The organism is Ensifer sp. ENS10 (assembly GCF_014852025.1).
In the GTDB taxonomy this organism is placed as follows: Bacteria; Pseudomonadota; Alphaproteobacteria; order Rhizobiales; family Rhizobiaceae; genus Ensifer.
The window spans coordinates 168,380-190,443 of sequence record NZ_JACVAS010000011.1; the positions used below are offsets into that span (position 1 = coordinate 168,380).

The window sequence follows — 22,064 nt, forward strand, 5'->3', positions numbered from 1 at the left end:
CCCTAGTGCGCCGTTTGTGCCGCTGCGACGAGCGCGTAGAAGAACGCGTCGAAATTGCGCAGCGTGCCGGCCGTCAGAAGTTCCGGAAGCTTGCGGTTGGCGATGAAGGGCACCTCCTGTTCGGTGAGCCCGCCATGCGAACGCAGCGGCTCGTTGAGTGCTGCGAGATCGTGCCGGTGCTCGCTGGTGCCGAGCGTCTTGTTTTCGGTTGAGATCAGCACGAGATCGCCGATGCGGTCATCGGGCAGTTCGAAACGCACGCAGGCTTCCGGGCGTGTAAGGACGACATCGATACCCTCGATCACCTTCAGGCGCTCGATGATCTCCTCCTTGTCGGCGCCTTCCGGCAGATAGGCCGTGGCAAAGGAGCCGAGCGCGCCGTGGTGCACGACATAGGGGTCGGTGATCGGCAGGATGACGCGGGCGGCGTCCTTGCCGAGCCACTCGTCGAGCAGGTCCTGGACGTAGACGACATCCGGCGACCCATCGTTCTTGTGCTTCGGCTTCATGCCGTGGTCGGCGGTGACGATAATCGCGGCGCCAAGTGCATCGAGTTCGGTCAGGTATTTGTCGAACATCTCATAGAAGGAATTCGCCTGCGGCACGCCGGGCGCATACTTGTGCTGCACGTAGTCGGTCGTCGTCAGATACATGACGTCGGGCCGGAACTCCTTGAGCAGCTTGACGCCGGCGGCAAAGACGAACTCGGAAAGGTCAGCCGAATAGACTTCCGGCACAGGGCGGCCGAGCCAGGCCGAGGCATTGTCGAGGCCGTTTTCCGCCTTGCTCGTCTTGTCGGACTTTTCCGAGGAGAAGCAGATCGCCCTGCCCTCGTCGAACTTGAGGCCGTGGCCGAGAAGTGCCCGCAGCTTGTCCTTCGCCGTTACCACCGCCACCTTCGCGCCGGCATCGTAGAATTCCCTAAAGATGGTCGGCGCGCGCAGGAAGCGCGGGTCGTTCATCATCACTTCGTTGCCGGTCTGCGGTTCATAGAGATAGTTGCCGCAGATGCCGTGGATCGCCGGCGGGCGGCCGGTGGCGATGGAGAGGTTGTTCGGGTTGGTGAAGCTCGGGATGACGCTGAGCGCCGTGCGCTCCGTTCCTGTCTTGCGGATGCGCTCGAGCGTCGGCATAAGCCCGGCCTTGATGGCCTCGTCGAGATAGGCCGGCTCGCAGCCGTCAAGGCAGATGGCGATGGCCGGAACCTTCGGCCAGGGATAGGTGCGGCGGTTGGCGGTGACGGTAATCTTGGACATCTGGTTCATTGGAATTTCCTTCGTTCAGGCAGCGAGACGGCGGCGTTCCTCAAGGGCGACGGCCGGCGGGGCGGCGCTATCGACGCCCATTTCATTGAGGGATTCACGAGCGGCTGCGACCACGCGGCGCATGACATGCTCGTCCATGCGGCCGATGCAGCCGACGCGGAAACTGTCGACCACGGTCAGCTTGCCCGGATAGATGATGAAGCCCGTGTCCTTCATCAGGTCGTAGAAACGATCGAAGGCGAAGGCGGGATGGGCCGGGCTGAAGAAGGTGACGATGATCGGCGACAGCCACTGGTCGGCAAGCAGCGTCTCGAAGCCTGCCTCCCGCATGCCGGCGACCATGACATCACGGTTGCGGGCGTAGCGCGCGCCGCGACCGGCGACGCCTCCCTCCTCGCGGTGCAGCCGCAGTGCTTCGAGGAAGGCCGCGACCACATGGGTCGGCGGCGTGAAGCGCCACTGGCCCGTCTTGTTCATGTAGTCCCACTGGGCATGCACATCGAGGCTCAGCGAATGGCTGCGACCCTTGGCAGCCTCCAGCTCGCTCTTGCGGGCAATGACGAAGCCGAAGCCGGGCACGCCCTCGATGCACTTGTTGGCGGACGAGACGATCGCCTCGTAGCGGAAGTCGTTGACGCCGGCCGGCACGGCGCCGAAGGCGCTCATGGAATCGACCAGCAGCTTGCGGCCGCGGGAATAGACGGTGTCGGAGATCTCCTTCAGTGGGTTCAGGATGCCGGAGCTGGTCTCGCTATGGACGACGACGACATGGGTGATGGCAGGGTCGGCATCGAGAACGGCTGCGACTTCCGGACCGCGCGGCGGCATGTAATCGCCCTTGTCGATCGTCACATGGTCGCGACCGAGATAGGAGAGCGTCTGGGCGATGCGCTTGCCATAGGCGCCGTTCATCAGCACCAGCACCTTGCCGTCCTTCGGAACGAAGCTGCCAAGCATCGCCTCCACCGAAAACGAGCCGCTGCCCTGCATCGGCACGCAATCGAACTCGCCCTTGTTATCACCGGCAATGTCGAGCAGTTCGCGGCGCAGCCTGGCGGTCATTGCCCGGAAGTCGCCATCCCAGGAGCCCCAGTCCCGCAGCATGGCTTCCTTGACCTCGTAGGCCGTTGTCAGCGGGCCGGGCGTGAGCAGATAGGGCTCGCCGAGCCTCGGTGTTTCCAGGGGCGCGATGGTTCTGTCAGAAGCGGTGTTTGGCATTGTCCGTCCTCGCGGTTGGCGTGTTCGAGAACGACAATGGGGCGGAAACATATATCTGTAAAATCGTTCTTTTGTATCAATCTATCGATCTAGCTTATACGTCCTATGCGGCGGGAACCAACCGGCTTTCCAGCAGGTCACCGCTCTCGCGCAGGCGCGGATAGGCCATGGTCGTCACCAGCGAATTGACTTCCTTCAGCGCCCGAACGATTTCCAAGTGCATGTCGCTCGACAGGATGCTGGCCGCCACACCCTGGCGAAGCCGCTCCAGATGGCTCTTGCTACTCTCCTCGACGAGGCGGCGCACATGTTCCTTTTGCCGGACCATCTCGCGAGCGATCACCGGGTCGGGTGAAACGAGAAGATTGGCCGCTAGCCTGACGTTGGAAGACACGGCCGCGTGCAGCAGGGTGAGTTCGCGCCACCCGTCATGTGAGAAGGCGCCCGCCCCATCCAGCCGCTCCTCGGCCATTTGCAGCAGGTTCTTTGCGACCACGTCGCCGGCATATTCGAGATGGATCGCCGCCTCCGTGAGTTCGATGCCACGTCGCGATTGCTCTTCCGTGAGGATGCCGCGGTTGACGGCGGCGATGTAAAGCTTGATCTCGCTGTGCGCCCGGTGGATCTCCCCGTCGATGCTTCGCAGCGTCTTTACGGCCTCAGGCGTTGGCGCGTGGATGACCGTCATCACCGGCTCCAGCATTCGGGCGATGAGATTGCCCATATGCAATACCTCGCGCGCCGCAGCGGCAAGCGCCTGCGGCGGCTTGTCGATCAGCGTGCGGTCGAGTGCGCTGACATGGACCGATCGGTCGCCGGCGCCGGCGGCATCCGGCATGAACAACTGGACAAGACGCGCCATCAGACCGCAGGAGGCCATCCCGACGAGAACGAGGGCGGCATTGAAATGCACATGCAGGTTGACGAGCTTTGCGGCCGCCGTCTCTCCCGGAAGCCAGTCGAAGGGGGCATGCAACGAGAATGCGCCGAAGACGGTTGCGCCGAACAGGGCGCGAAAGAGAAGGTTGCCGAGCGGCAGCCGTCTCCCCTCGACCGGCAGGCCGCGCGTCAGCCAGAGCGCGATCAGCCCACCACCGATATTGACCCCGAGAACCAGCGGAATGCCGACATCAACAGGCACGATGTCCTTCGCGGCGAAAGTCAGGATCAGCAGGATCGCCGCCACGCTCGAATGCAGCGCCCAGGTGAAAAACGCAGCGAGGATCATAACCGTCAGCGCATCCTTGCCGACGAAGGCGACGACGGAGGGCAGGACCGGGCTTTGGGCGAGCGGCTGCGTCGCATGGCCGATCATCTGCAGCGACAGAAGCAACAGGCCGATGCCAAGCACGGCGCGTCCGGCTTCGACCGCCTTGCGGCTTGATGCCTTCAGATGCACGAGGCCACCGGCCGCGACCAGGAGCGGCGCCAGCCAATGCAGATCGAAGGACAGGATCTTAACGACGAGCGCCGAGCCGAGATCGGCGCCAAGCAGCACCGCGAGACCGGTATCGAGCCCCAGCGCGCCGCTGACGGCAAAGCCGGCGGCAAGCATGGCGACGGCTGTCGAACTCTGTAGAGCAATCGCCACCATGCAGCCGCAGACGGCGGCGCGCGGCCGGCCGCCAGCACCGCCGACCGTTCGCGCGACGATGTCGCCGGCAGCTGCTTCGACGCCTTTTTTCACGAGACTGACGGCATAGAGCAACAGGACGGTGGCAGCAGCAAGTTCGAGGGCGACAGCCGGGAGGTTCATGGGCGCGCTCCGGAAAGAGGATGGAATCCGAAAACTATCCTTTGCCGCTTTACATAAATCAAATCGTTCGTTTTAATGAATCCATAGATCAAATCTATCCTGAAAGGCGTCGCACGCATGCGCTATGTCCAGCTTCGCGCCTTCCACAACGTGGCCATCCACGGCGGCTTCTCACGCGCGGCGGAAGCGCTGTTCCTCACCCAGCCTGCGGTATCCGATCAGGTGCGCAAGCTCGAGGAGGAGTACGACGTCCTGCTCTTCAACCGAAACAAGAAGCAGGTGACGCTGACCCAGTCGGGCCAGCAGCTTCTCGAAGTCACGCGCCGGATGTTCGATGTCGAACAGCAGGCGCTGGATCTTCTTTCGGAATCGCGGGCACTGAGGGCTGGAAAGCTGCGCATCGTGGCGGACGCCGCCCACCACCTGCTGCACATTCTCGCCGCCTTCCGGCGCACCTATCCGACGGTGCAGGTCTCGATCGATTCCGGCAACACCGAGACGGTCATCACCAGCCTGCACGCCTACGAGGCGGATATCGGCGTACTCGGCGAGATCCCCCAATCGAGCGATTTCGACATCCTGAAACTGAACTCGACGCCGATCATCGCTTTTGCCAGCAGCGACTATCCCCTCGCCGGTCAAAAGACCGTCACCTTCTCCGACCTTGCCAAACACCCGCTCGTCATGCGCGAACAGGGCTCCAAGACCCGGCAGAAACTGGAAGCGATGGCCGAACAATGCGGCGTGCCTCTGACGCCGCTCATCGAAGCCGAGGGCCGCGAGGCCGTGCGCGAGATCGTTGCTGCGGGCGGCGGCGTTGGCTTCGTCTCCTCGGCCGAGTTCGGCCAGGACAATCGCCTCGTTCCGATCCGGATCGAGGCGCCGGAAATGCTGATGGATGAAGCACTGATCTGCTTGCGCGAACGTAGCAACGGCAAGCTTGTCAGCGCCTTCTTCGACATCGCGCGCAGTCTTTCAAAAGCGGTAACGTGAGCTGTCGGCTTTCATCCGCCTACCCACTCGATTTCCCGCCTGAGGCCTGAACGACGGTGACGGCGATCATGTGGAAGACATCCTCGACATTGCAGCCGCGCGAAAGATCGTTGGCCGGTTTTGCGAGCCCCTGCAGGATCGGGCCGATCGCCGTCGCACCGCCGATCCGCTGCGCGATCTTGTAGCCGATATTCGCCGCATCAAGGTTCGGGAAGACGAAGACATTGGCCTCGCCGTTGAGCGCCGAGTTGGGGGCCTTGGCGGCACTGACGGCCTCGACGAAGGCGCTGTCGAACTGCAGCTCGCCGTCGATGACCAGACCGGGTGCTGCGGCATGGGCGAGCCTGGTCGCCTCCACCACCTTGGAAACGCGCTCATGCGCAGCGCTGCCGGCGGTCGAGAAGGAAAGCATCGCCACCTTCGCGGGCTTGCCGGCAAGCTGCTCGAAGGAGCGCGCCGACGTCACCGCGATGTCGGCGAGACCCGCAGCATCGGGATCCACGACGAGGCCGCAATCGGCAAAGACGAAAGCGCCCTTCTTTGCGTGATGCGGCGCGCACAGCATCATCAGAAAGAAGCTCGACACCAGGCCAACGTCCGGCGCGCGACCGATGGTCTGGAGCGCGGCGCGCACCGTATCGGCGGTGGTCGCAACCGCCCCGCCAACCGTGCCGTCGGCGGCATCCTCGCGCACCATCATCGCGGCAAAGACGAGCGGCGAACGCACAGCCTCGGCTGCCGCCGCCGCGTCGACGCCCTTGTTGCGGCGCAATTCATGGTAGGCCGCAGCAAGGCGCGGGGTGAGCGGCGACAACGCCGGATCCTCGATGCGGATTTCGCCCGGGCGCGCGCCGGCGGCCGCCAACCGTTCCTCGACGATGTTCCGGCTGCCGACGAGGGTTGTCTCGGCAACGCCCTCGCGCACGGCGCGCAAGGCCCCCTCGACGATGCGTGGGTCTTCCCCTTCGGCAAGCACGATATGGCGAGGTGCTGATTTCGCGGCTTCGAGAATGCGATCGAGCGGTTTCATCAGGCGTGTCCCAAATAGTGAATGCCGACGAGAATGAAGAGGGCGATGAAGACGGTTTCGGCGACGATAAGCGCGACCGCATCTCCGCCGACGTCGAGAACGCGCCTGAGCGAGGTGCGCATGCCGACGGCGACGATGCCGGCAATCAGCGCCCAACGGGAGGTTTCCATGCCGGCTTTGGCCACCAGTTCGGGCACGAGGCCGAAGGAGTTGAACGCCGCAAAGATCAGAAAGGCGACGACGAAACCGGGCAAAAGCGGCGGACGCTTGCCGGTCTCGCCCTCGGGCTGCGGCACCTTGCGCAGCGACAGCGAGAAGATAAGCACGACCGGCGCCAGCATGGTGACGCGGATCAGCTTGACGAGCGTCGCCGTCTCCCCCGCCTCCGGCGAGACCGAGAAGCCGGCGCCGACGACCTGCGCGACATCGTGGATGGTGCCGCCGAAGAAGATGCCAGTCGCGCGGGCATCGAGCCCCATGGTCTGGGCAATGATCGGATAGGCGATCATGGCAAGGGTGGAGAGCACCGTGACCGAGAGCACAGTGAAGATCAGGTTGCGCTCGGAAAACTCGTTCTTCGGCAAGACGGCGGCGATCGCCATCGCCGCCGACGCGCCACAGATGGCGACCGAACCGCTGGTGATGAGCGCCAGCCGCCAGCCGCGGCCGAGCAATTTCGCGGCGAGCAGGCCAAAGCCGATGGTGGCCGCGATCGCCGAGACGAGCAGCAGGATGGTGCCGGCGCCGAGTCCGATCAGGAGGTCGACGCTGATCCGCATGCCGAGCAGCGCCACACCGATGCGCAGCACCTTCTTGGCGCAGAAATCAATCCCGGCGACACAACGCCCCTCCTCGGACAGAAAGTGGAAGGCGATGCCGAGCAAAAGCGCCATCAGCATGGCCGGCGCGCCGTAGTGATCGGAGAGGAACTGGGCGGCGACGGCGACGGCCGCTGTGACGGCGAAGCCCGGCCAGTAGGTCGCAAAGCCGGAGGGCACGCTGCGGATACGTTCGTGGACAGATGCGGTAAAGGTCATGATGTCATTCCGGTCGCTCGCGGGACGCTGCGCCCGCCCGGAAAAGCCGGGCGGGCATCGTGCAATCGGGTCGGCTCAGGCCCGCTTCTGCGGACGCATGTCGGCACGATCAATGCCGGCAACCGGCACCGGCTTCTTCATCGCGTCGCGCCGGAAAGGCTCGCCGAGCTCCTGGTTGAGGATGACTTCGACGAAGGTGGTGACACCCCTCTTCTGGTCGGCGATCGCGTTGGACAGCGCCTCGGTGAGTGCTGCCGTCGTATTGACGGTCACGCCCCTCAGCCCGCAGCCTTCGGCCACCTTGGCGTAAGAGAGGTTGGGGTTGAGCTCGGTGCCGACGAAATTGTTGGCGTACCAGAGCGTCGTGTTGCGCTTTTCAGCACCCCATTGGTAGTTGCGGAAGATCACCATGGTGATCGCCGGCCAGCCCTCACGGCCGATCGAGCCCATCTCGTTCATCGAGATGCCGAAGGCGCCGTCGCCGGCAAAGCCGACCACCGGCACATCCGGGCAACCGATCTTGGCGCCGACGATCGACGGGAAACCGTAGCCGCAGGGGCCGAACATGCCCGGTGCCAGATATTTCCGGCCAGCCTCGAAGGTTGGATAGGCGTTGCCGATCGCGCAATTGTTGCCGATGTCGGTGGAGATGATCGCCTCTTTCGGCAGAGCCGCCTGGATCGCCCGCCAGGCCTGGCGCGGCGACATGCGGTTCGGCTCGCGCGAGCGTGCGCTCTCGTTCCATTCCGTGCCCGGATCGTCGTCCTCATGATCCATCGAGGAGAGCTGCTGCTGCCAGGCCGAACGGGTCTGGTGGATCGCCGCCTTGCGCTCCTCACGGCCGGCATCGCCGGCCGAGGGCGAGAGCTGCTCGAGGATCTGGCGGGCGACCTGCTTGGCATCGCCACAGATGCCGACCGACACCTTCTTGGTCAGCCCGATCCGGTCGGCGTTGATATCGACCTGGATGATCGAAGCGTTCTTCGGCCAGTAGTCGATGCCATAACCCGGAAGCGTCGAGAAGGGATTGAGCCGGGTGCCGAGTGCCAGCACGACGTCGGCTTTGGAGATCAGCTCCATCGCTGCCTTCGAGCCGTTATAGCCGAGCGGGCCGACCGAGAGGCGATGGCTGCCGGGGAAGGCATCATTGTGCTGGTAGCCGCAGCAGACCGGCGCGTCGAGGCGTTCGGCAAGCTTCATGGAATCGGAAATGGCATTGCCGATGACGACGCCGGCACCATTGAGGATAACAGGGAATTTCGCCTCCGACAGCAGCTTTGCGGCTTCCGCAATCGCCTGCGGTCCGCCGGCCGGACGCTCGAAGCGGACGATCGCCGGCAGGTCGACGTCGATCACCTGGGTCCAGTAGTCGCGCGGGATGTTGATCTGCGCAGGCGCACAACCGCGCCAGGCCTTTTCGATGACGCGGTTCAGGACTTCAGGTATACGCGAGGGATCGCGTACCTCTTCCTGGTAGCACACCATTTCCTCGAACATCGCCATCTGGTCGACTTCCTGGAAGCCGCCCTGACCGATCGTCTTGTTGGCCGCCTGGGGCGTCACCATCAGGAGCGGCGTGTGGTTCCAGTAGGCCGTCTTGATCGCGGTGATGAACCCGGTGACGCCAGGGCCGTTCTGGCCGATCGCAACCGACATCGTGCCCGTCGCGCGGCTGAAGCCATCCGCCATCATGCCGGCATTGGTCTCATGGGCGCAGTCCCAGAACTTGATGCCGGCCTTCGGGAAAAGGTCCGACACCGGCATCATGGCCGAGCCGATGATGCCGAAGGCATGTTCGAGGCCATGCATCTGAAGAACTTTGACGAAGGCTTCCTCGGTGGTCATTTTCATGGGGTGGTTCCTTTCCTGGTATTATTTCAAAGAGTTAGAGGATCTCGTCACGGAGGTAGTACCAGCGGTACATTCCCCATTGGCCGAGCCGTCGGAACGGCGTCAGAAGCCCGTGGCCCGGCAGAGGCGAAGTGAAGATGGGGAGGTCGAGGCCGCCGCCTTTGCCGGCGACCATCTGGGCCATGCGACGGCCGGCCTGGGCGGAATACATCACGCCGTTGCCGCCATAGCCCATGGCGTAGAACAGCCTCTGCCCCGGATCCGGCTGGAAGATGCGCGGCATCATGTCGTGGCTGACATCCACCCAACCCCACCAGGAGTAGTCGATGTCGATGCCGCGGAGCGCCGGGAACTTGCGGTAGAGGCCGGCAAGCAGGATCTCGAGATGCTTCGGATTGCTCGCGTCGCGTCCGGTGATGGCGCTGCGGCTGCCGATCTGCACCCGGCCATCCGGCAGCATGCGATAGTAGTGACGCAGCGTCCGCGTATCGGTGAGCGGGATGCGCGCCTTGAAGTTCAGCGCCTTCTGCTCGCTTTCCGTCAGCGGTCGAGTGACGATCGAGTTCGACAGGATCGGCATCAGTCGGTGGCGGGTGAGCGCGTTCATGCCGGGTGACGTGTAACCGGCCGTCGCGATGCAGACGGCACGCGCCCGCACCGTTCCGCCAGGCGTCGTCAGGTAATGCATGCCGCCCTTGGCAGTGCAATCAAGCACCGGGCTCGACGTATGCACCTTTGCCCCCAGCTTGCGGGCAAGCCTGAGGTAGCCGAAGGCTAGCTTGGCGGCATGGATGCCCATGCCATCGGGCTCATACATCGCCCCGCGTGCTTCCTCGTCGCGAACGAAATCGCGGTGGATCTCGTCGCGCGAGACCATGCGGGCGCGATAGCCGAACGTATCGTTGAGAACACGGACCTCGCTTTGCAGCGCCGGCAGCATCTTGTCGCGGTGGGCGATATAGAGATGGCCGCCATCCTGCGGATCGCAGTCGATTTCGGGCTCGCGGACGAGAGTGCGAAAGAGGTCGAATCCCTCGGAAATCTCCGCGTGCATCTTGCGGGCGACGTCGACGCCCCAGCGGGCAATCCACTGCGAGCGCTTAAGACGGCCAGCCGAAATCTGCGCCTGCCCGCCATTGCGGGTGCTGCAGCCCCAGGCAACGCCGTTTGCCTCCAGCACCGTCGCCTTGATGCCGTGCTCACGCGCCAGATGAATGGCGCAGGAGAGGCCCGTATAGCCCGAGCCGATGATGGCGACTTCGACGTCGATGTCGCTTGTGACTGGGCCGTCATCCTCCGGTTCAGGCCCGGCAGTGCCGATCCAATAGGTCGGCGCGTAGTCCTTGCCTCTGCCGGGGCTGCGGGCATGGTTGGGGTCATAGGCCGGGTCGAACGGCTCTCTTGCAGGCTTCAAGGGAGTGGCGCGCAGTTGCATTGCTTTCGCTCCAGCCGTCAGTAGCGGGGTTGCAGGACCGGGCGGTTCTTGCGGAACGCCTGCTTGCGCACGATCTTGCCGTTGCGGAAGGTGAAGAGGTCGCAGCCCTCGGCCTCAGTGCGGCTGCCATCGGCGGCCGTGCCGGAGAAGGTCCATTCGGACACGCCGCGGTCGCCTTCGACGAAATGGCTGTGATTGCCCCATTCGGCATCCGGCATCGATGTCCAGACGCCGCTGAAGGCGTCAGCAATCGCCGCTCTACCCGTGAAGCGGGCGCCGTAGACCTCGGGTCCGCCGACCGCGTTAAAAACGCAGTCCTCGGCAAAGAAGCGCATGACCCCATCGATGTCGTGCCGGTTGAAGGCATCGAACAAGGTTTTGAGGTCGGTTGCAGTCAGTGTCATCGTCCTGTCCTTTGGCTTAGTCGTCAGGCATGGCTTCGCCGGAGACGGGAGACGCCGTCTTCAAAGGCCGCCAGGCCGGGTACGAATGATTTGTCGAAGCTGTCGCCTAGAGCGCCGTGCGTTCAATTGAACGCGCAAAGGAACGCTCTAGCACTTTGATTCTAGGCAATCTTTCCGTCTCCAGTGATTCGACTTGAGAGCGGGATTCTCTGGTTAAAGGTGGCCCTTCCAGGGGATCAGCACCTTTTCTAGGTAGCGGATCAGAAGATCGAAGGCGAAGGCGAAGATGCCGATGATGAAGATGCCCATGATCACCGTGTCGCTTTCGAGGTTTTCAGCTGCATTCAGAACCATGAAGCCGAGCCCTCGGTTGGCAGCCACCATTTCCGCCGCCACCAGGGTCGTCCAGCCGACACCGATGCCGATGCGCATGCCGGTGAAGATCTCGGGCAAGGCGGCCTTCATGATGACCTGGCTGATGACCTGCCCGCGGGTGGCCCCCATCGCATAGGCCGCGTGGATCTGTTCGGTAGAGACCGAACGCACCCCTGCTCTGGCGGCAATCGCCATCGGCGCGAAGATTGCCAGATAGATGAGGAACACCTTCGGGAACTCACCGATGCCGAGCCAGATGATGACAAGCGGCAGGTAGGCAAGTGGCGGCAGCGGCCGATAGAATTCGATGATGGGGTCGAACAGACCGCGCACGAAGCGGTTGACGCCCATCAGGATGCCGATCGGAACCGCCGTCACCAGCGCCAGCAGAAAGGCACCGAAGACGCGACTGATGCTGGCGAGCGTGTGCTCGATCAGGGTCGAGTTCGAAACACCGTCCGTCAGCGCCAGCATGAACTTGTCCCAGACCGCCAGCGGCGACGGCAGGAACAGCGGCTTGACCCAACCGGATTCGGTTACGAAGAACCAGAGGGCGACGAGCACGAGTGTCGTTGAAAAACTGATGAGACCGCTGCTTCCGTCACCCGGAGCGCCGAAGATCTTGCCGGCCTTTACGGGCTTGGCGCGTGTCACTCTGTCAAGCATGGGCCACCTCCGGGTTGCCGGACGCACGTTCGTCGCCATAGATGATGCCGAGCACCTCCTCGCGCATGCGGATGAATTCCGGGCTGGATTTGATCGCCCGGGCATTGCCCTCGGCGAGGAAACGCTTGTTGAAGTTGAGTTCGTAGGTGTGGGTGATGCGGCCCGGGCGCGGCGACATGACGATCAGCCGCGAGCCGAGGAACAGCGCCTCCTCGACGCTATGGGTGATGAAGAAGAACATCTTGTTGGTGAGCTGCCAGACTTTCAGAAGCAACTCCTGGATCGTCTCGCGCGTCAGCGCGTCGAGTGCCGCCATCGGCTCGTCCATCAAGAGCATGGCGGGATCGCAGGTCAGCGCCCGTGCGATGCCGACGCGCTGCTGCATCCCACCCGACAGGTGGTAGATCATATGCCGGTGGAAGTCCTGCAGGCCGACCAAGGCTAGGTTCTTGGTGGCGAGATCCCGCCTGGTCGCCTTGTCGACGCCGCGCAGCTTGAGGCCGAATTCGGTGTTCTCGATGACGTTCAGCCACGGCAGCAATGCGTGCTTCTGGAAGACCACGCCGCGCTCGGCGCCCGGTCCGTTGACCTGGTGATTGCCAAGCGTGATGTCGCCCTCTGAGGGGGCCATGAAGCCCGCCATCAGGTTGAGCAAGGTGGTTTTCCCGCAGCCCGAAGCCCCGAGGGCGACGACGAAGTCGCCGCTGTTGATGGTAAGGTTGACACCTTTCAGGGCGATGATCGCCTGGTCCGAGTACAGGCCCGGATAGGTCAGACTGATGTTCCTGACGCTCAATGTTTCCATGAGAAATGCCTCCCTGCACCTCGGTCACGGTCTTGAAGATGGACGCGCCGGCCGCTCCTCAGGACCGGCGCAATCAGCAGATCAAATTATTGCGCGGCCACCTTGGCAAAGTCGGCGTTCACATAGGGCGCGTAATCGTCGAGCGAATTGCCGATCTGCTTTTGCTCGACGAGGAACTTGGCGCTTTCGGTGAGCGCGCGCGTGGCGCCACCGCCGAGCCAAACCTCGGAGGCCTGCTCATCCGCATTCGGGAAGGAAAGAAGACGCAAGGCTTCGACCGTGCTCGGGCCATCGCCGCCGATCAGCTTGACGATGCCCTGGACTTGCTCAGACTCCTCCGTCCACGCCGCCTTGTCGGCATTGTAGTCGGCATAAGCTTTCGCCAGAACCTTGGTGAAGGCCTCCATGAGCTTCGGATTTTCCGCGGCCCAGGCCTTATCAACCACCAGCCCGTCGAAGGTCGGCACGCTCGCAGCACCGATCACTTCGGAATCGGAGATCGTCTTGCCAGTCTTCTGAATTTCAGAAAGCGCCGGCGGCCAGACATAGGCGGCATCGATATCGCCGCGCTGCCAGGCGGCGACGATCTGCGGCGGCTTCAGATTGAGGATTTCCACTTCGCGCGGGTCGACGTTCCAGACCTTGTTCATGCCGACCAAAAGATGGAAATGCGAGGTCGAGACGAAGGGCACGGCGACCTTCTTGCCCTTGAGGTCCGCGGGCGTTTCGATGCCGGAACCGTCGCGGGCGACCAGCGCCTCCGATTGACCGATATTGTCGAGGATCCAGAAGAGTTGCAGTTCGACACCGCGCGTGGCGGCAGCCGCGGTGCCAGTCGAACCGAGAACGCCGATCGGCACGTCGCCCGAGGCGAGCGCCGTCGTGATGTCGCCGGCCGAGCTGAATTGGCGCCAGTCGATCGAGTAGCCGGCCTCTTTGGCGGCGGCGTCGAAGCGCCCGTCGGCGATCGCAGCCACAAACGGGCCGACGATCTGCTGATAGCCGACGACGAGCTTCGTCTCGGCATAAGCCACGCCGGATGCGGCCAGGCTCGCCACAATGCTGGCTGCTGCAGCCAGTCGTCTGAAATGTCCATGTAGCATGCTTCGTCCTCCTCTTTGTTTATTCACTGACCGGTTTTTCCGATCTTGCTCATGACGATACGGCCGAGATCCGGCTTGCGTTATATCCAGTATGGAAGTTGAATAGATCCAGATTAACGTCATTGGAGGCCGGCGTCGTGCGGACGAATGTTTCCGAAACCATCTTCTTCATCGATCGCGACAGCGGGATTGGCCTGCAGGCACAGCTGCGCGAAACGATCGTTTCGGCCGTGCTTGCCGGGCGGGTGCAGCCGCACGCGCACCTGCCTTCCACGCGCAAACTCGCGGACTATCTCCGGATCTCGCGCATCACGGTAACGCTCGCCTATCAGGAACTGATCAGCCAAGGCTATGTCGAGGCCGTCAACCGCAGTTCCTATCGTATCGCCGGCAATCCGCCAGGCATGGATGTGGAAGGGGAACGCCCATCGGGCGGCGCCGATCCGGTCGATTGGAGCCGCAAGATCAAGATGAGCTTCGATGTCGTGCGCCAAGTCCACAAACCGCTGGACTGGCGACGCTACCCTTTCCCCTTCCTCTACGGCCAGATGGACCCCACGCTGTTTGACCTTAACGCCTGGCGTGATTGCGCCCGCCGGGCGCTTGCGCGCGAGGACTTCGTGCTGATGGCGAGCGACTTTGCCGCTGCCGACGACGTGCGGCTCGTCAACTACATCTGCTCGCGCACGCTGCCGCGGCGCGGCATTCACGCCACTCCGGACGAAATCCTCGTTACCGTCGGCGCGCAGAATGCGCTCTGGATCGTCACCCGACTGATCCTGGAAAAGGGCTCAGCCGCCGTCTGCGAAAACCCCTGCCACCCGGATATCAGCGCCTCGCTCCTGCTCAGCGGTGCTGACGTCACGACCGTCGATGTCGATCGCGAGGGCCTGTCGCCGGATGCGCTACCGGAGAAAGTCGACGCCGTCTTCGTGACCCCGAGCCACCATTCGCCGACAGGCGCGACCATGCCGGTCGACCGGCGAACGCAACTGCTTGTAGCTGCGGAGGAGAAAGACTTCGTCATTGTCGAGGACGACTACGAGTTCGAGATCAGCTACCTCGCTCCGCCCTCGCCGGCGCTGAAAGCGCTCGATCCGACGGGCCGGGTGCTCTACATCGGCAGCTTCTCAAAATCCCTGTTTCCCGGGCTTCGGCTCGGCTATCTCGTGGCGCCTGCACCCTTCATTCGCGAGGCGCGCGCGCTTCGCTCGCTGATGCTGCGTCACCCGCCCGGCCACCTGCAGCGCACCGCTGCCTATTTCCTGGCGCTTGGGCATTATGACGCCGTACTGCACCGCATGCGGACCGAGTATCACAAGCGCCACGTGCTGATGGCCGAGGCGCTGCGTCGGGAGAATTTGACCGTCGCCGGGTCCTCGACCTTCGGCGGCACGTCCTTCTGGATGGAGGGGCCGGAAGGGCTCGACGCCGACCGTCTGGTCAGCGAGTTGCGCCAGGATGGCGTTCTGGTCGAATCCGGCTCGCCCTTCTTCCCTAGAAGCGACCGGCCCTGCCGCTTTTTCCGCATGGGATATTCGTCCATTCCAGGCACCAGTATTGCCGAGGGCGTCGCCCGCGTTCGCGCCCGCATCGACGCCCTTGCTTGCAGCAGCAACGACAAGACCTCCACTGCGAAGTAGAGGGGCTGGACCACTGTCGGCCATTTCCCGTCGAGCGGGCTGGTGCGCGCGACGACCTAACGCAGCTTTTTCCTTTGCTTCGAACGCTGCGGGCTCGCCGCAACCGCCATCTTGTTGTCGCTTTGGATTGTCGCTGCGATCGTATTCAATATTGTCGACAAAGTCGTTGACAAAAACTTTTGGCGTGCGATGGTGCCGATCAGCAGCAACGAGCTAGGGAGGAGCAGGTTGATGCAAGGGCTTCAGAAGACCGCCGCGATAGCGAGTTCATGCAACTTTTGGCGGCGCCGCACATACGAGCCCGCACCGCCCGGCCGGCTCGCCTGACATCCCCTCATTCGATCGCCATTCCAGCTTCTAACACTGAACCTTGGGTTTCTGTGCCGCATCTATAAAGCGGTGCGGAGATTACCCCTGTTCGAGGTGACGTTTGGCGCTGGCCATCGAATGACAGCCATATCGACGACAGGACTTGGCGCTTCAGCATCGCCGGGAGGCTTTCGCTTGAATGCCTCGCTGCCCAGGGACGCCAGTTAATCAAGATCCCCAGGGGGCCGTCGACGGCCTTTGCGGTGATCGACACAACCGAGCAGGCCATGCCCGCGCCAACAACGGACCACGCCACTAGCCGCCCCCTACCGGGCGGCGAGACGGACAGCCTGTGAGCCGTCCTTGCCTCTCAAGAAGAAGATTCCCGTTCAAGGGGACCGGTGACCTTAACAAAGGAGAACAGCAGAATGCTCAAGAAATTGATTCTCGCAGCCGTCATGTCGGCTGCGCTTTCCGCGCCGGGCCATGCGGAAACGCTCAAATGGGGCGCCTCGCGCGACATCTATTCGCTCGACCCCTATTCTTATGGCGACAGCTACACGCTGTCCTTCCTCAACCACGTCTATGAGGGGCTTGTCCGTTTTGACGCCGAATTGAAGATCGAGCCGGCGCTGGCAACGTCCTGGGAGGTGGTATCAGACACGGTCTGGCGGTTTCATCTGCGCGAGGGCGTCAAGTTCCACGATGGCGCCGATTTCACCGCGGACGACGTGATCGCCTCTCTCACTCGGGTCAGCGATCCGGTGTCTCCACTCCGCGGCAACCTTCCCGCCTACAAGTCGGCGAAGAAGGTGGACGACCACACTGTCGATATCGAACTGGTCGGACCCTATCCGCTGCTGCTGAACGACTTGACGAACATCCACATTTTCGACGCTACCTGGCTCACCGACAACAACTCGCTGAAGCCGACCGACGTCGGCAAGAAGATCGAAGGCTACGCCACCTACCACACCAACGGCACGGCTCCGTTCAAGCTCGAGAGCCGCGCGCCCGACAGCAAGACCGTTCTCGTCAAGAATGACAAGTGGTGGGACAAGTCGCAATCCAACATAGATCGTATCGAGTTTACACCGATCGTCTCGGCCGCGACGCGCGTCGCCGCACTGCTGTCGGGTGAGATCAACTTCACCGAGAATGCGCCTGCGCAGGATCTACCGCGCCTTCTCGCGCAGCCGGATCTGAAGGTCATGGAGCGCACCGACCTGCGCACCATCATGATGGGCTTCAACCGCAAGCCGAAACTGGCCGACGGCGTCGACAACAAGTTCAACGACCTGCGTGTTCGCCAGGCCGTCGCTCACGCGCTCGACAAGGAGCTCATCCAGAAACGGGTCATGCGCGGCAAGTCGAGGACGGCGGGCGCGATCATTGCGCCGGAGATTCCCGGATATAGCGAAGCACTGGACAAGGTGGTGCCGTTCAATCCCGACCTGTCGAAGAAGCTGCTGGCAGAAGCCGGCGCAACCGACCTCCCCTTCACACTCGTCTGCACGAACGAGGCCTATGTCAACGAGGAGGAGCTTTGCCAGAGCATCGTCAACATGCTGAGCCGCGCCGGCTTCAAGCCGCAACTCGACATCGGCCCGACGGCCGCACAGGCGCCCAAGCGCACGGGTGGTCTCTCCGACGTCTACATCATCGGCTGGGCGAACGAGCCGATGCTCGACAGCTACTCGATCCTGCTCCAGATGATCGAGACGAAGAGCGACAAGGCGGGCGTGTTCAACTGGGGTGGCTGGAGCTATCCGGAGATTGACAAGCTCGTCATCCAGGCATCGACCGAAATGGATCGGACGAAACGGCTCGAGCTGCAGACCAAGGCACTCCAGATGGTCAAGGACGAAATGATCATGTTGCCGTTGCACCAGCAGCCCATGGCCTGGGTGATGAGCAACAGGATCGACCGGGTCGCTCAGCTGGCGGACAACAAGCCACGCCACTGGCTGACTCATTTCGCGGAGTAACCCTCGCGCGGAGCTGGAACGGCAAGGCGTTCGGGCTCCCGCTCAACATGCGAGGCGGACCGATAAATCCCCGCCCCTCACCTGCCCGGCCGCGCCAGCGACCGGGCAATGTCGATAATGTCGTCTCTCGCTGCGGTCCGAAGCTTTCGAACAGTTGGAGGCGGGTGTTGTTTTGCCGGCCGGTCTGAACTCGCCGAAGAATGGTAGCGTGGTTCATTGCAAAGTCTGTGCGGTCCGGCGAAAATCGCGCAGTTGCCAACCTGAAAGGTTGGCAACTCACTGGTGCAGGCCGTGAGCTCCCGAGGATAAAAGGGCGCGCCCGTCAGTCGCGTTGCCGCTGTGGGGCCAACGCCATCGTCTGCGCATAGGCGAGCGGCGACCGGTTGCCTGGCAGGTTTTCGTCCAGCACCAACGTCTTGAGGTTGTCGGCGCGGATGTCGAGAGATATGGCCCGCTCGAGTTTGTCGATCGACCAAACAGCGTAGCCGAATTTCGCGTCAAATCCACAATCGCAGCCGCAATCGCCGTCGGCGATTGCCGTCGGCCTTTCAGATAGACACATGATCTGCGGTTTTGGCAGCTTGTAGCAGTGCCCCTCATAGGCATAACCATAAATCACGCCAATGCTCTTTAGATACTCTACTTCACCCCCAAAACTAACGGGAAGGAAGCTATAGTATTTTCCATCAAATAATGCGATCGTTACTCCATCGCCAACAATTCCAGAGCTTTTCTTTATGTAATCCAAAATCTCCTCTATCATCCTGTTTATATCATCAATTATCCCCGTTTCTCCAATGGCTCTTAGCTTCTTCTCAATCCCATCGAGAGCTTCTCTAATATTTTTATCTTTATTCTTCCTTTCATAAAACCTTGTCGGCCGTCCATATAATCTAATATCTCCTGGTCGATACGACTTATATTCAATTACATCTTCTAGATCCTTTGGATCTAGTGGATATCCAACAACAGGATTCGCGCAACAACCACTCATTTTTTCCTCCCTTGACTTACCTTGAAGCGATGATTTCGCGCCAAGCGAAATTCTCTTCGAGCAATTCGGCGGCCGGCCCGTCCGCCGAGGCGACGATGGCCTCTGCCGCCTGCTCAAGGCGCAGTGTGTTCAGATCGAGTGTGCTCAATGACGTCGCGAGTGCCGCACCCACCGCGTCTCGCGCGGCGGTCAATGCCAGCTTGAAATATAATGGCTTGGTGCCGAAGGCCTCCGCCGTCGCCTGCCGAAAAGTATCAAATTCGTCCCGCGCCAGTTCCCGGATATCGACATCCAGAAGCCGCCTGTCGGCGCAACCGTTCGCGACCAGATCGCGATGATAAAGTGCAACGATGCTGTCAAAGATGGCGCCAACGAACGGCAGCGCGCGGTCGTGCACCTCGCGGGTAGTTGCGGACATTCGCCGGAAATTGGTGGCCAAGCGAATCTGCGTTTCGGGGCTCGTCTCCGCAAAGCGGTTCAGTTCGTTGTAGAGCAGCAGATTGCCTCTCGTTCGCCGCAAAAGCCGGTCAATCGCGGAATCAAAGTGCAAGAACGAGATCAGTGAAACACAGTCCGAAAAGGCTTCGGAGAACGAAAAGAAGTCGCCATCAGGCGATGTCACAGTCGGTACACCCGTCTCCGAGAGCATGATCAGATGCCCGACCTCGTGCGCGATCGTGTCGAAATTCAACGCGTAAGGTCTCAGGATGCCGTCGACGTCGGACCAACCCAGTTCCAGAAAACCGTAGCCCGCTTGAGCATTGTCCCAATCGACAAATGGAACGATTTCTAGCCTTGGAAAGGTCTGATCGAAGAACCAGTGGACCCGCCGCCCCAAATAGCTCTGCCAAATGTCGAGAACGAAACGCACGCAGGCGTAGGCGTGAACAGCAAGAAATGGCCGGGAGGTCGGATCGATGTTGTCGAAGTGACGATCCGGACCCGGCCTCACCGGCGCGCGCTTCGCCCCGCCGAATGGCGGCAAGCTCGCGAGGCCATAGGGCTGCTTGTCATAGAGCGGATCCGCGACATACATGGAGAGGTCACTGGGGCCCTCGCCTAATTCGTCGCGTGGTATCGATAGCCACACACGATCGGGCTGTTCGTATCCGGGAATGAAGGGGGGCTGCGGATAAATCCAAAACCGCGTGCCGACACGCGCATTTCCAGAGTCGAGGGCATCGTCCCGAAGCAGACGCATCGCACAATTGCCCCCCTCGATTGAAAAATCTGGGATTAAGGATTCAATTTATAAGTGTTTGCTAATGTTGAGTCAATGCCGCCCGCCTCAAGATCCCGGACAAAGGTGTTCGTTGCAACCCACGCACAGCTCACAGGACCCGTATTTTCCTGCATCACGAGGGACCGCGCGTTTCGCAGCGCAAGCAGAGCGTCCCGTTTTTTTTGCCACACCATCTCCTTCTGCAATTGCTTGAGCCCCTCCTCCTGCCATCCTGCATCCCGTAAAATCGCTTCGAACCGGCGCTCTCGAAAGTTCATGTTTCGCGCAGTTGTTGTGAGCAAGTCGCGATCGGCTGCCGTTATGAAATCCCGGCGTGTCAGGCTGGCGAACGTCCGCTGGAGATCGACCAAGGCGTCTGTCAAAGGAAGAAAGCCAAGCTCCGGCGGCCCCGAAAGAACGGCGACCGCATCATCGGGAGCAAGCCGCCAGCGCCGATACCACCTGTAGATCAGGCCGACACCGATCATGCCGAACTCACTGAGTTCCGCCGCCCTGAGCGCGCCCATGCTTGCCGCGCCGATCACGACGATCCCCTGTGCCATTGCCCAGAGGATTTCCTTGTGTCGGACAGCCGGCCTGTCCTCGAATTGCCCGTCGATCAGGACCATCGCCCGCGGGCGGAATGCGTGGGCGGCAAGCAGAATGTCGCCTTGCGCGGCGGGCTGCAGGTAGGTGGCGTCGAGAACCGGCTCCGCCTCGGTCAACCGAAGCGTCGGACCAAGAAACACCAGGATCGGACCTTTCTCGCTCGCATCGACCATGTGAACACTCACCGCAGGATGGAAAAGGGAATGGCTCCGGGAAGGATGGTTCTCACGCACTGAACGCCTGTTTCGACGTCCGTTCCCACCGGCACGGCCAATATGGGCCCCATGCCGGCGGATAGGACCCTGTCGATCAGCGCGCCGAGATCCGAAACGGCGCGTGCTTCGATTGCCTGACGCGGCAACCCGGACGTACCCATAAGAATAAGCTGGCGGGCCTTGGCGACGACCGAGTCGGTGCTACGTCTGTAATGCTCCCGGGTTTGATCGTCGCGCGCCCCCGATATCGCCCCGGCCCGCGCTGACAGCGCTTCGAGCATCGCGCTCTCCGCTGCCGCGGCGATGCTCGGTCCTGCCGCGTAACCCTCGGTCGGAAGAGCAAGGATCGGTTCGCCGGGGCCTGTCTCGATCGTCTGGCACCAGACCACTGGGACATCTGCCGGCGAAGGAGCTAGCCAAAGGCCGAAGGAAATATGGTGCTCGCCCACAACGGACAGTATGTGATCAACTCCGTCACCCAGCCCGAACGGGGAAATGCGCATTCGATCGAAGAAGCCGTGGGTGGCGAAGGCGCGCGCGAGGGCGTCGCGCTCGATACATTCGAACAATCCATGCGCAAATGCACCGAAGACGGTCATATGACAGGCGAGACCCGTGGTCGTGCGCATGAACAGGCCATCATGAGCGGGCGGCGGGTCCGTGTAGCAGGTGTGAACAAGTTCCAGGGGGACCGATTGTGGGAAACCAGCCGTGATGTCGACGCCGGTGATCCAGGGTATCGCCCGTACCCGCCAGTTCCCCTGGCGATCAGGTGCCAGAAGGTTTTCAAACAGGCCGTCGGCGATCTTGAGTTCATCCGCCGTGGTGGAAAATACCCGCCCCGAGGGAATGGCTTCGGCGTAAAACCGCTCAAGCGATTCCATGATCGCCCCCACCGCCGCTCCCGCCATGGAAAGGCCGCGCCCGTGCGACGTGACTTCAGAAAGAGCGGCGGGTCGAACGGCTTGAGCCACCGGCAGGCCGATCCGGTCAAGTCCGGTCAGATCACCAAGCCGGGTTATGCCCGCACGACGACAGAGCCGTAAAATCGCGCGCAAGCATTGCTCGGCTTCTAGGTCCGCGGGAGGAGAGAGCGGGTTGCTTAAGCCGGCAAGTATGGCGTCGCGAAAACGCGCAAGCATCCCC

18 protein-coding genes are annotated in these 22,064 nt (G+C 62.1%); 3 read left to right on the plus strand and 15 right to left on the minus strand.

Annotation, left to right across the window (positions count from 1 at the left end; genetic code table 11):
• Window positions 1–2 precede the first annotated feature (2 nt).
• The 3 genes from phnA to IB265_RS29925 all read right to left on the minus strand — a co-directional run bounded on the left by phnA (window position 3) and on the right by IB265_RS29925 (window position 4,239).
• Window positions 3–1,265, minus strand: coding sequence for a phosphonoacetate hydrolase (gene phnA, locus IB265_RS29915; protein WP_192495598.1), 1,263 nt, complete (start codon window positions 1,263–1,265; stop codon window positions 3–5).
• Window positions 1,266–1,280: 15 nt separating this feature from the next.
• Complete coding sequence (locus IB265_RS29920) at window positions 1,281–2,483, minus strand: 2-aminoethylphosphonate--pyruvate transaminase (protein ID WP_113131869.1); 1,203 nt, start codon at window positions 2,481–2,483, stop codon at window positions 1,281–1,283.
• 103 nt (window positions 2,484–2,586) lie between these two features.
• Entirely contained in the window at window positions 2,587–4,239 is a 1,653-nt protein-coding gene (locus IB265_RS29925) for a Na/Pi cotransporter family protein (protein ID WP_192495599.1), read from the minus strand.
• Window positions 4,240–4,356: 117 nt separating this feature from the next.
• On the opposite strand from IB265_RS29925, the gene IB265_RS29930 reads away from it, so the two are divergent.
• Window positions 4,357–5,232, plus strand: a complete 876-nt coding sequence (locus tag IB265_RS29930) for a LysR substrate-binding domain-containing protein (RefSeq protein ID WP_113131871.1) — start codon at window positions 4,357–4,359, stop codon at window positions 5,230–5,232.
• 19 nt (window positions 5,233–5,251) lie between these two features.
• Here the strand turns inward: IB265_RS29930 and pta are convergent, their stop codons facing one another.
• The 8 genes from pta to tauA form a co-directional block, all read right to left on the minus strand.
• On the minus strand, window positions 5,252–6,262 hold the full coding sequence (gene pta, locus IB265_RS29935; RefSeq protein ID WP_113131872.1) for a phosphate acetyltransferase: 1,011 nt from the start codon (window positions 6,260–6,262) through the stop codon (window positions 5,252–5,254).
• A complete protein-coding gene (locus IB265_RS29940; RefSeq protein WP_192495600.1) occupies window positions 6,262–7,299 on the minus strand; it encodes a YeiH family protein in 1,038 nt (345 codons plus the stop codon). The genes pta and IB265_RS29940 overlap by 1 nt, the downstream gene beginning before the upstream one ends.
• Before the next feature lie 75 nt (window positions 7,300–7,374).
• Window positions 7,375–9,150 (minus strand): sulfoacetaldehyde acetyltransferase, encoded by a 1,776-nt coding sequence (gene xsc / locus IB265_RS29945; RefSeq protein ID WP_057248759.1) that lies wholly within the window; start codon window positions 9,148–9,150, stop codon window positions 7,375–7,377.
• 34 nt (window positions 9,151–9,184) lie between these two features.
• Window positions 9,185–10,585 carry an FAD-binding oxidoreductase gene (locus tag IB265_RS29950; RefSeq protein WP_057248760.1) on the minus strand — a complete coding sequence of 467 codons (1,401 nt, stop codon included), beginning with the start codon at window positions 10,583–10,585 and terminating at the stop codon, window positions 9,185–9,187.
• A 17-nt stretch (window positions 10,586–10,602) separates the two neighbouring features.
• Window positions 10,603–10,983 carry a nuclear transport factor 2 family protein gene (locus IB265_RS29955; RefSeq protein ID WP_112995857.1) on the minus strand — a complete coding sequence of 127 codons (381 nt, stop codon included), beginning with the start codon at window positions 10,981–10,983 and terminating at the stop codon, window positions 10,603–10,605.
• Between the two features lie 219 nt (window positions 10,984–11,202).
• The gene (locus tag IB265_RS29960) at window positions 11,203–12,030 is read right to left on the minus strand and encodes an ABC transporter permease subunit (RefSeq protein WP_057248762.1); all 828 of its coding nucleotides are present in this window, start codon (window positions 12,028–12,030) and stop codon (window positions 11,203–11,205) included.
• Window positions 12,023–12,835 carry a taurine ABC transporter ATP-binding protein gene (locus tag IB265_RS29965; RefSeq protein ID WP_034790429.1) on the minus strand — a complete coding sequence of 271 codons (813 nt, stop codon included), beginning with the start codon at window positions 12,833–12,835 and terminating at the stop codon, window positions 12,023–12,025. Before IB265_RS29965 ends, IB265_RS29960 begins: the two co-directional genes overlap by 8 nt.
• A gap of 86 nt (window positions 12,836–12,921) precedes the next feature.
• Window positions 12,922–13,938, minus strand: coding sequence for a taurine ABC transporter substrate-binding protein (tauA, locus tag IB265_RS29970; RefSeq protein ID WP_112995845.1), 1,017 nt, complete (start codon window positions 13,936–13,938; stop codon window positions 12,922–12,924).
• A 137-nt stretch (window positions 13,939–14,075) separates the two neighbouring features.
• Between tauA and IB265_RS29975 the strand changes: the two genes are divergently transcribed.
• A complete protein-coding gene (locus tag IB265_RS29975; protein ID WP_309140519.1) occupies window positions 14,076–15,581 on the plus strand; it encodes a PLP-dependent aminotransferase family protein in 1,506 nt (501 codons plus the stop codon).
• Window positions 15,582–16,318: 737 nt separating this feature from the next.
• Window positions 16,319–17,878: an ABC transporter substrate-binding protein gene (locus IB265_RS29980; protein WP_192495601.1), complete on the plus strand. Its 1,560-nt coding sequence runs from the start codon at window positions 16,319–16,321 to the stop codon at window positions 17,876–17,878.
• A 322-nt stretch (window positions 17,879–18,200) separates the two neighbouring features.
• Here IB265_RS29980 and IB265_RS29985 read toward each other — a convergent pair whose 3' ends face one another.
• From IB265_RS29985 to IB265_RS30000, 4 genes are read right to left on the minus strand one after another with little or no spacing between them, the layout of a single operon-like run.
• Window positions 18,201–18,872, minus strand: a complete 672-nt coding sequence (locus IB265_RS29985; protein ID WP_112995847.1) for a hypothetical protein — start codon at window positions 18,870–18,872, stop codon at window positions 18,201–18,203.
• 16 nt (window positions 18,873–18,888) lie between these two features.
• Complete coding sequence (locus IB265_RS29990) at window positions 18,889–20,073, minus strand: hypothetical protein (protein WP_057248766.1); 1,185 nt, start codon at window positions 20,071–20,073, stop codon at window positions 18,889–18,891.
• Window positions 20,074–20,108: 35 nt separating this feature from the next.
• Window positions 20,109–20,876 (minus strand): TfuA-like protein, encoded by a 768-nt coding sequence (locus tag IB265_RS29995; RefSeq protein ID WP_112995849.1) that lies wholly within the window; start codon window positions 20,874–20,876, stop codon window positions 20,109–20,111.
• A gap of 8 nt (window positions 20,877–20,884) precedes the next feature.
• Window positions 20,885–22,060, minus strand: coding sequence for a YcaO-like family protein (locus IB265_RS30000; protein WP_192495620.1), 1,176 nt, complete (start codon window positions 22,058–22,060; stop codon window positions 20,885–20,887).
• Between the last annotated feature and the right edge of the window lie 4 nt (window positions 22,061–22,064).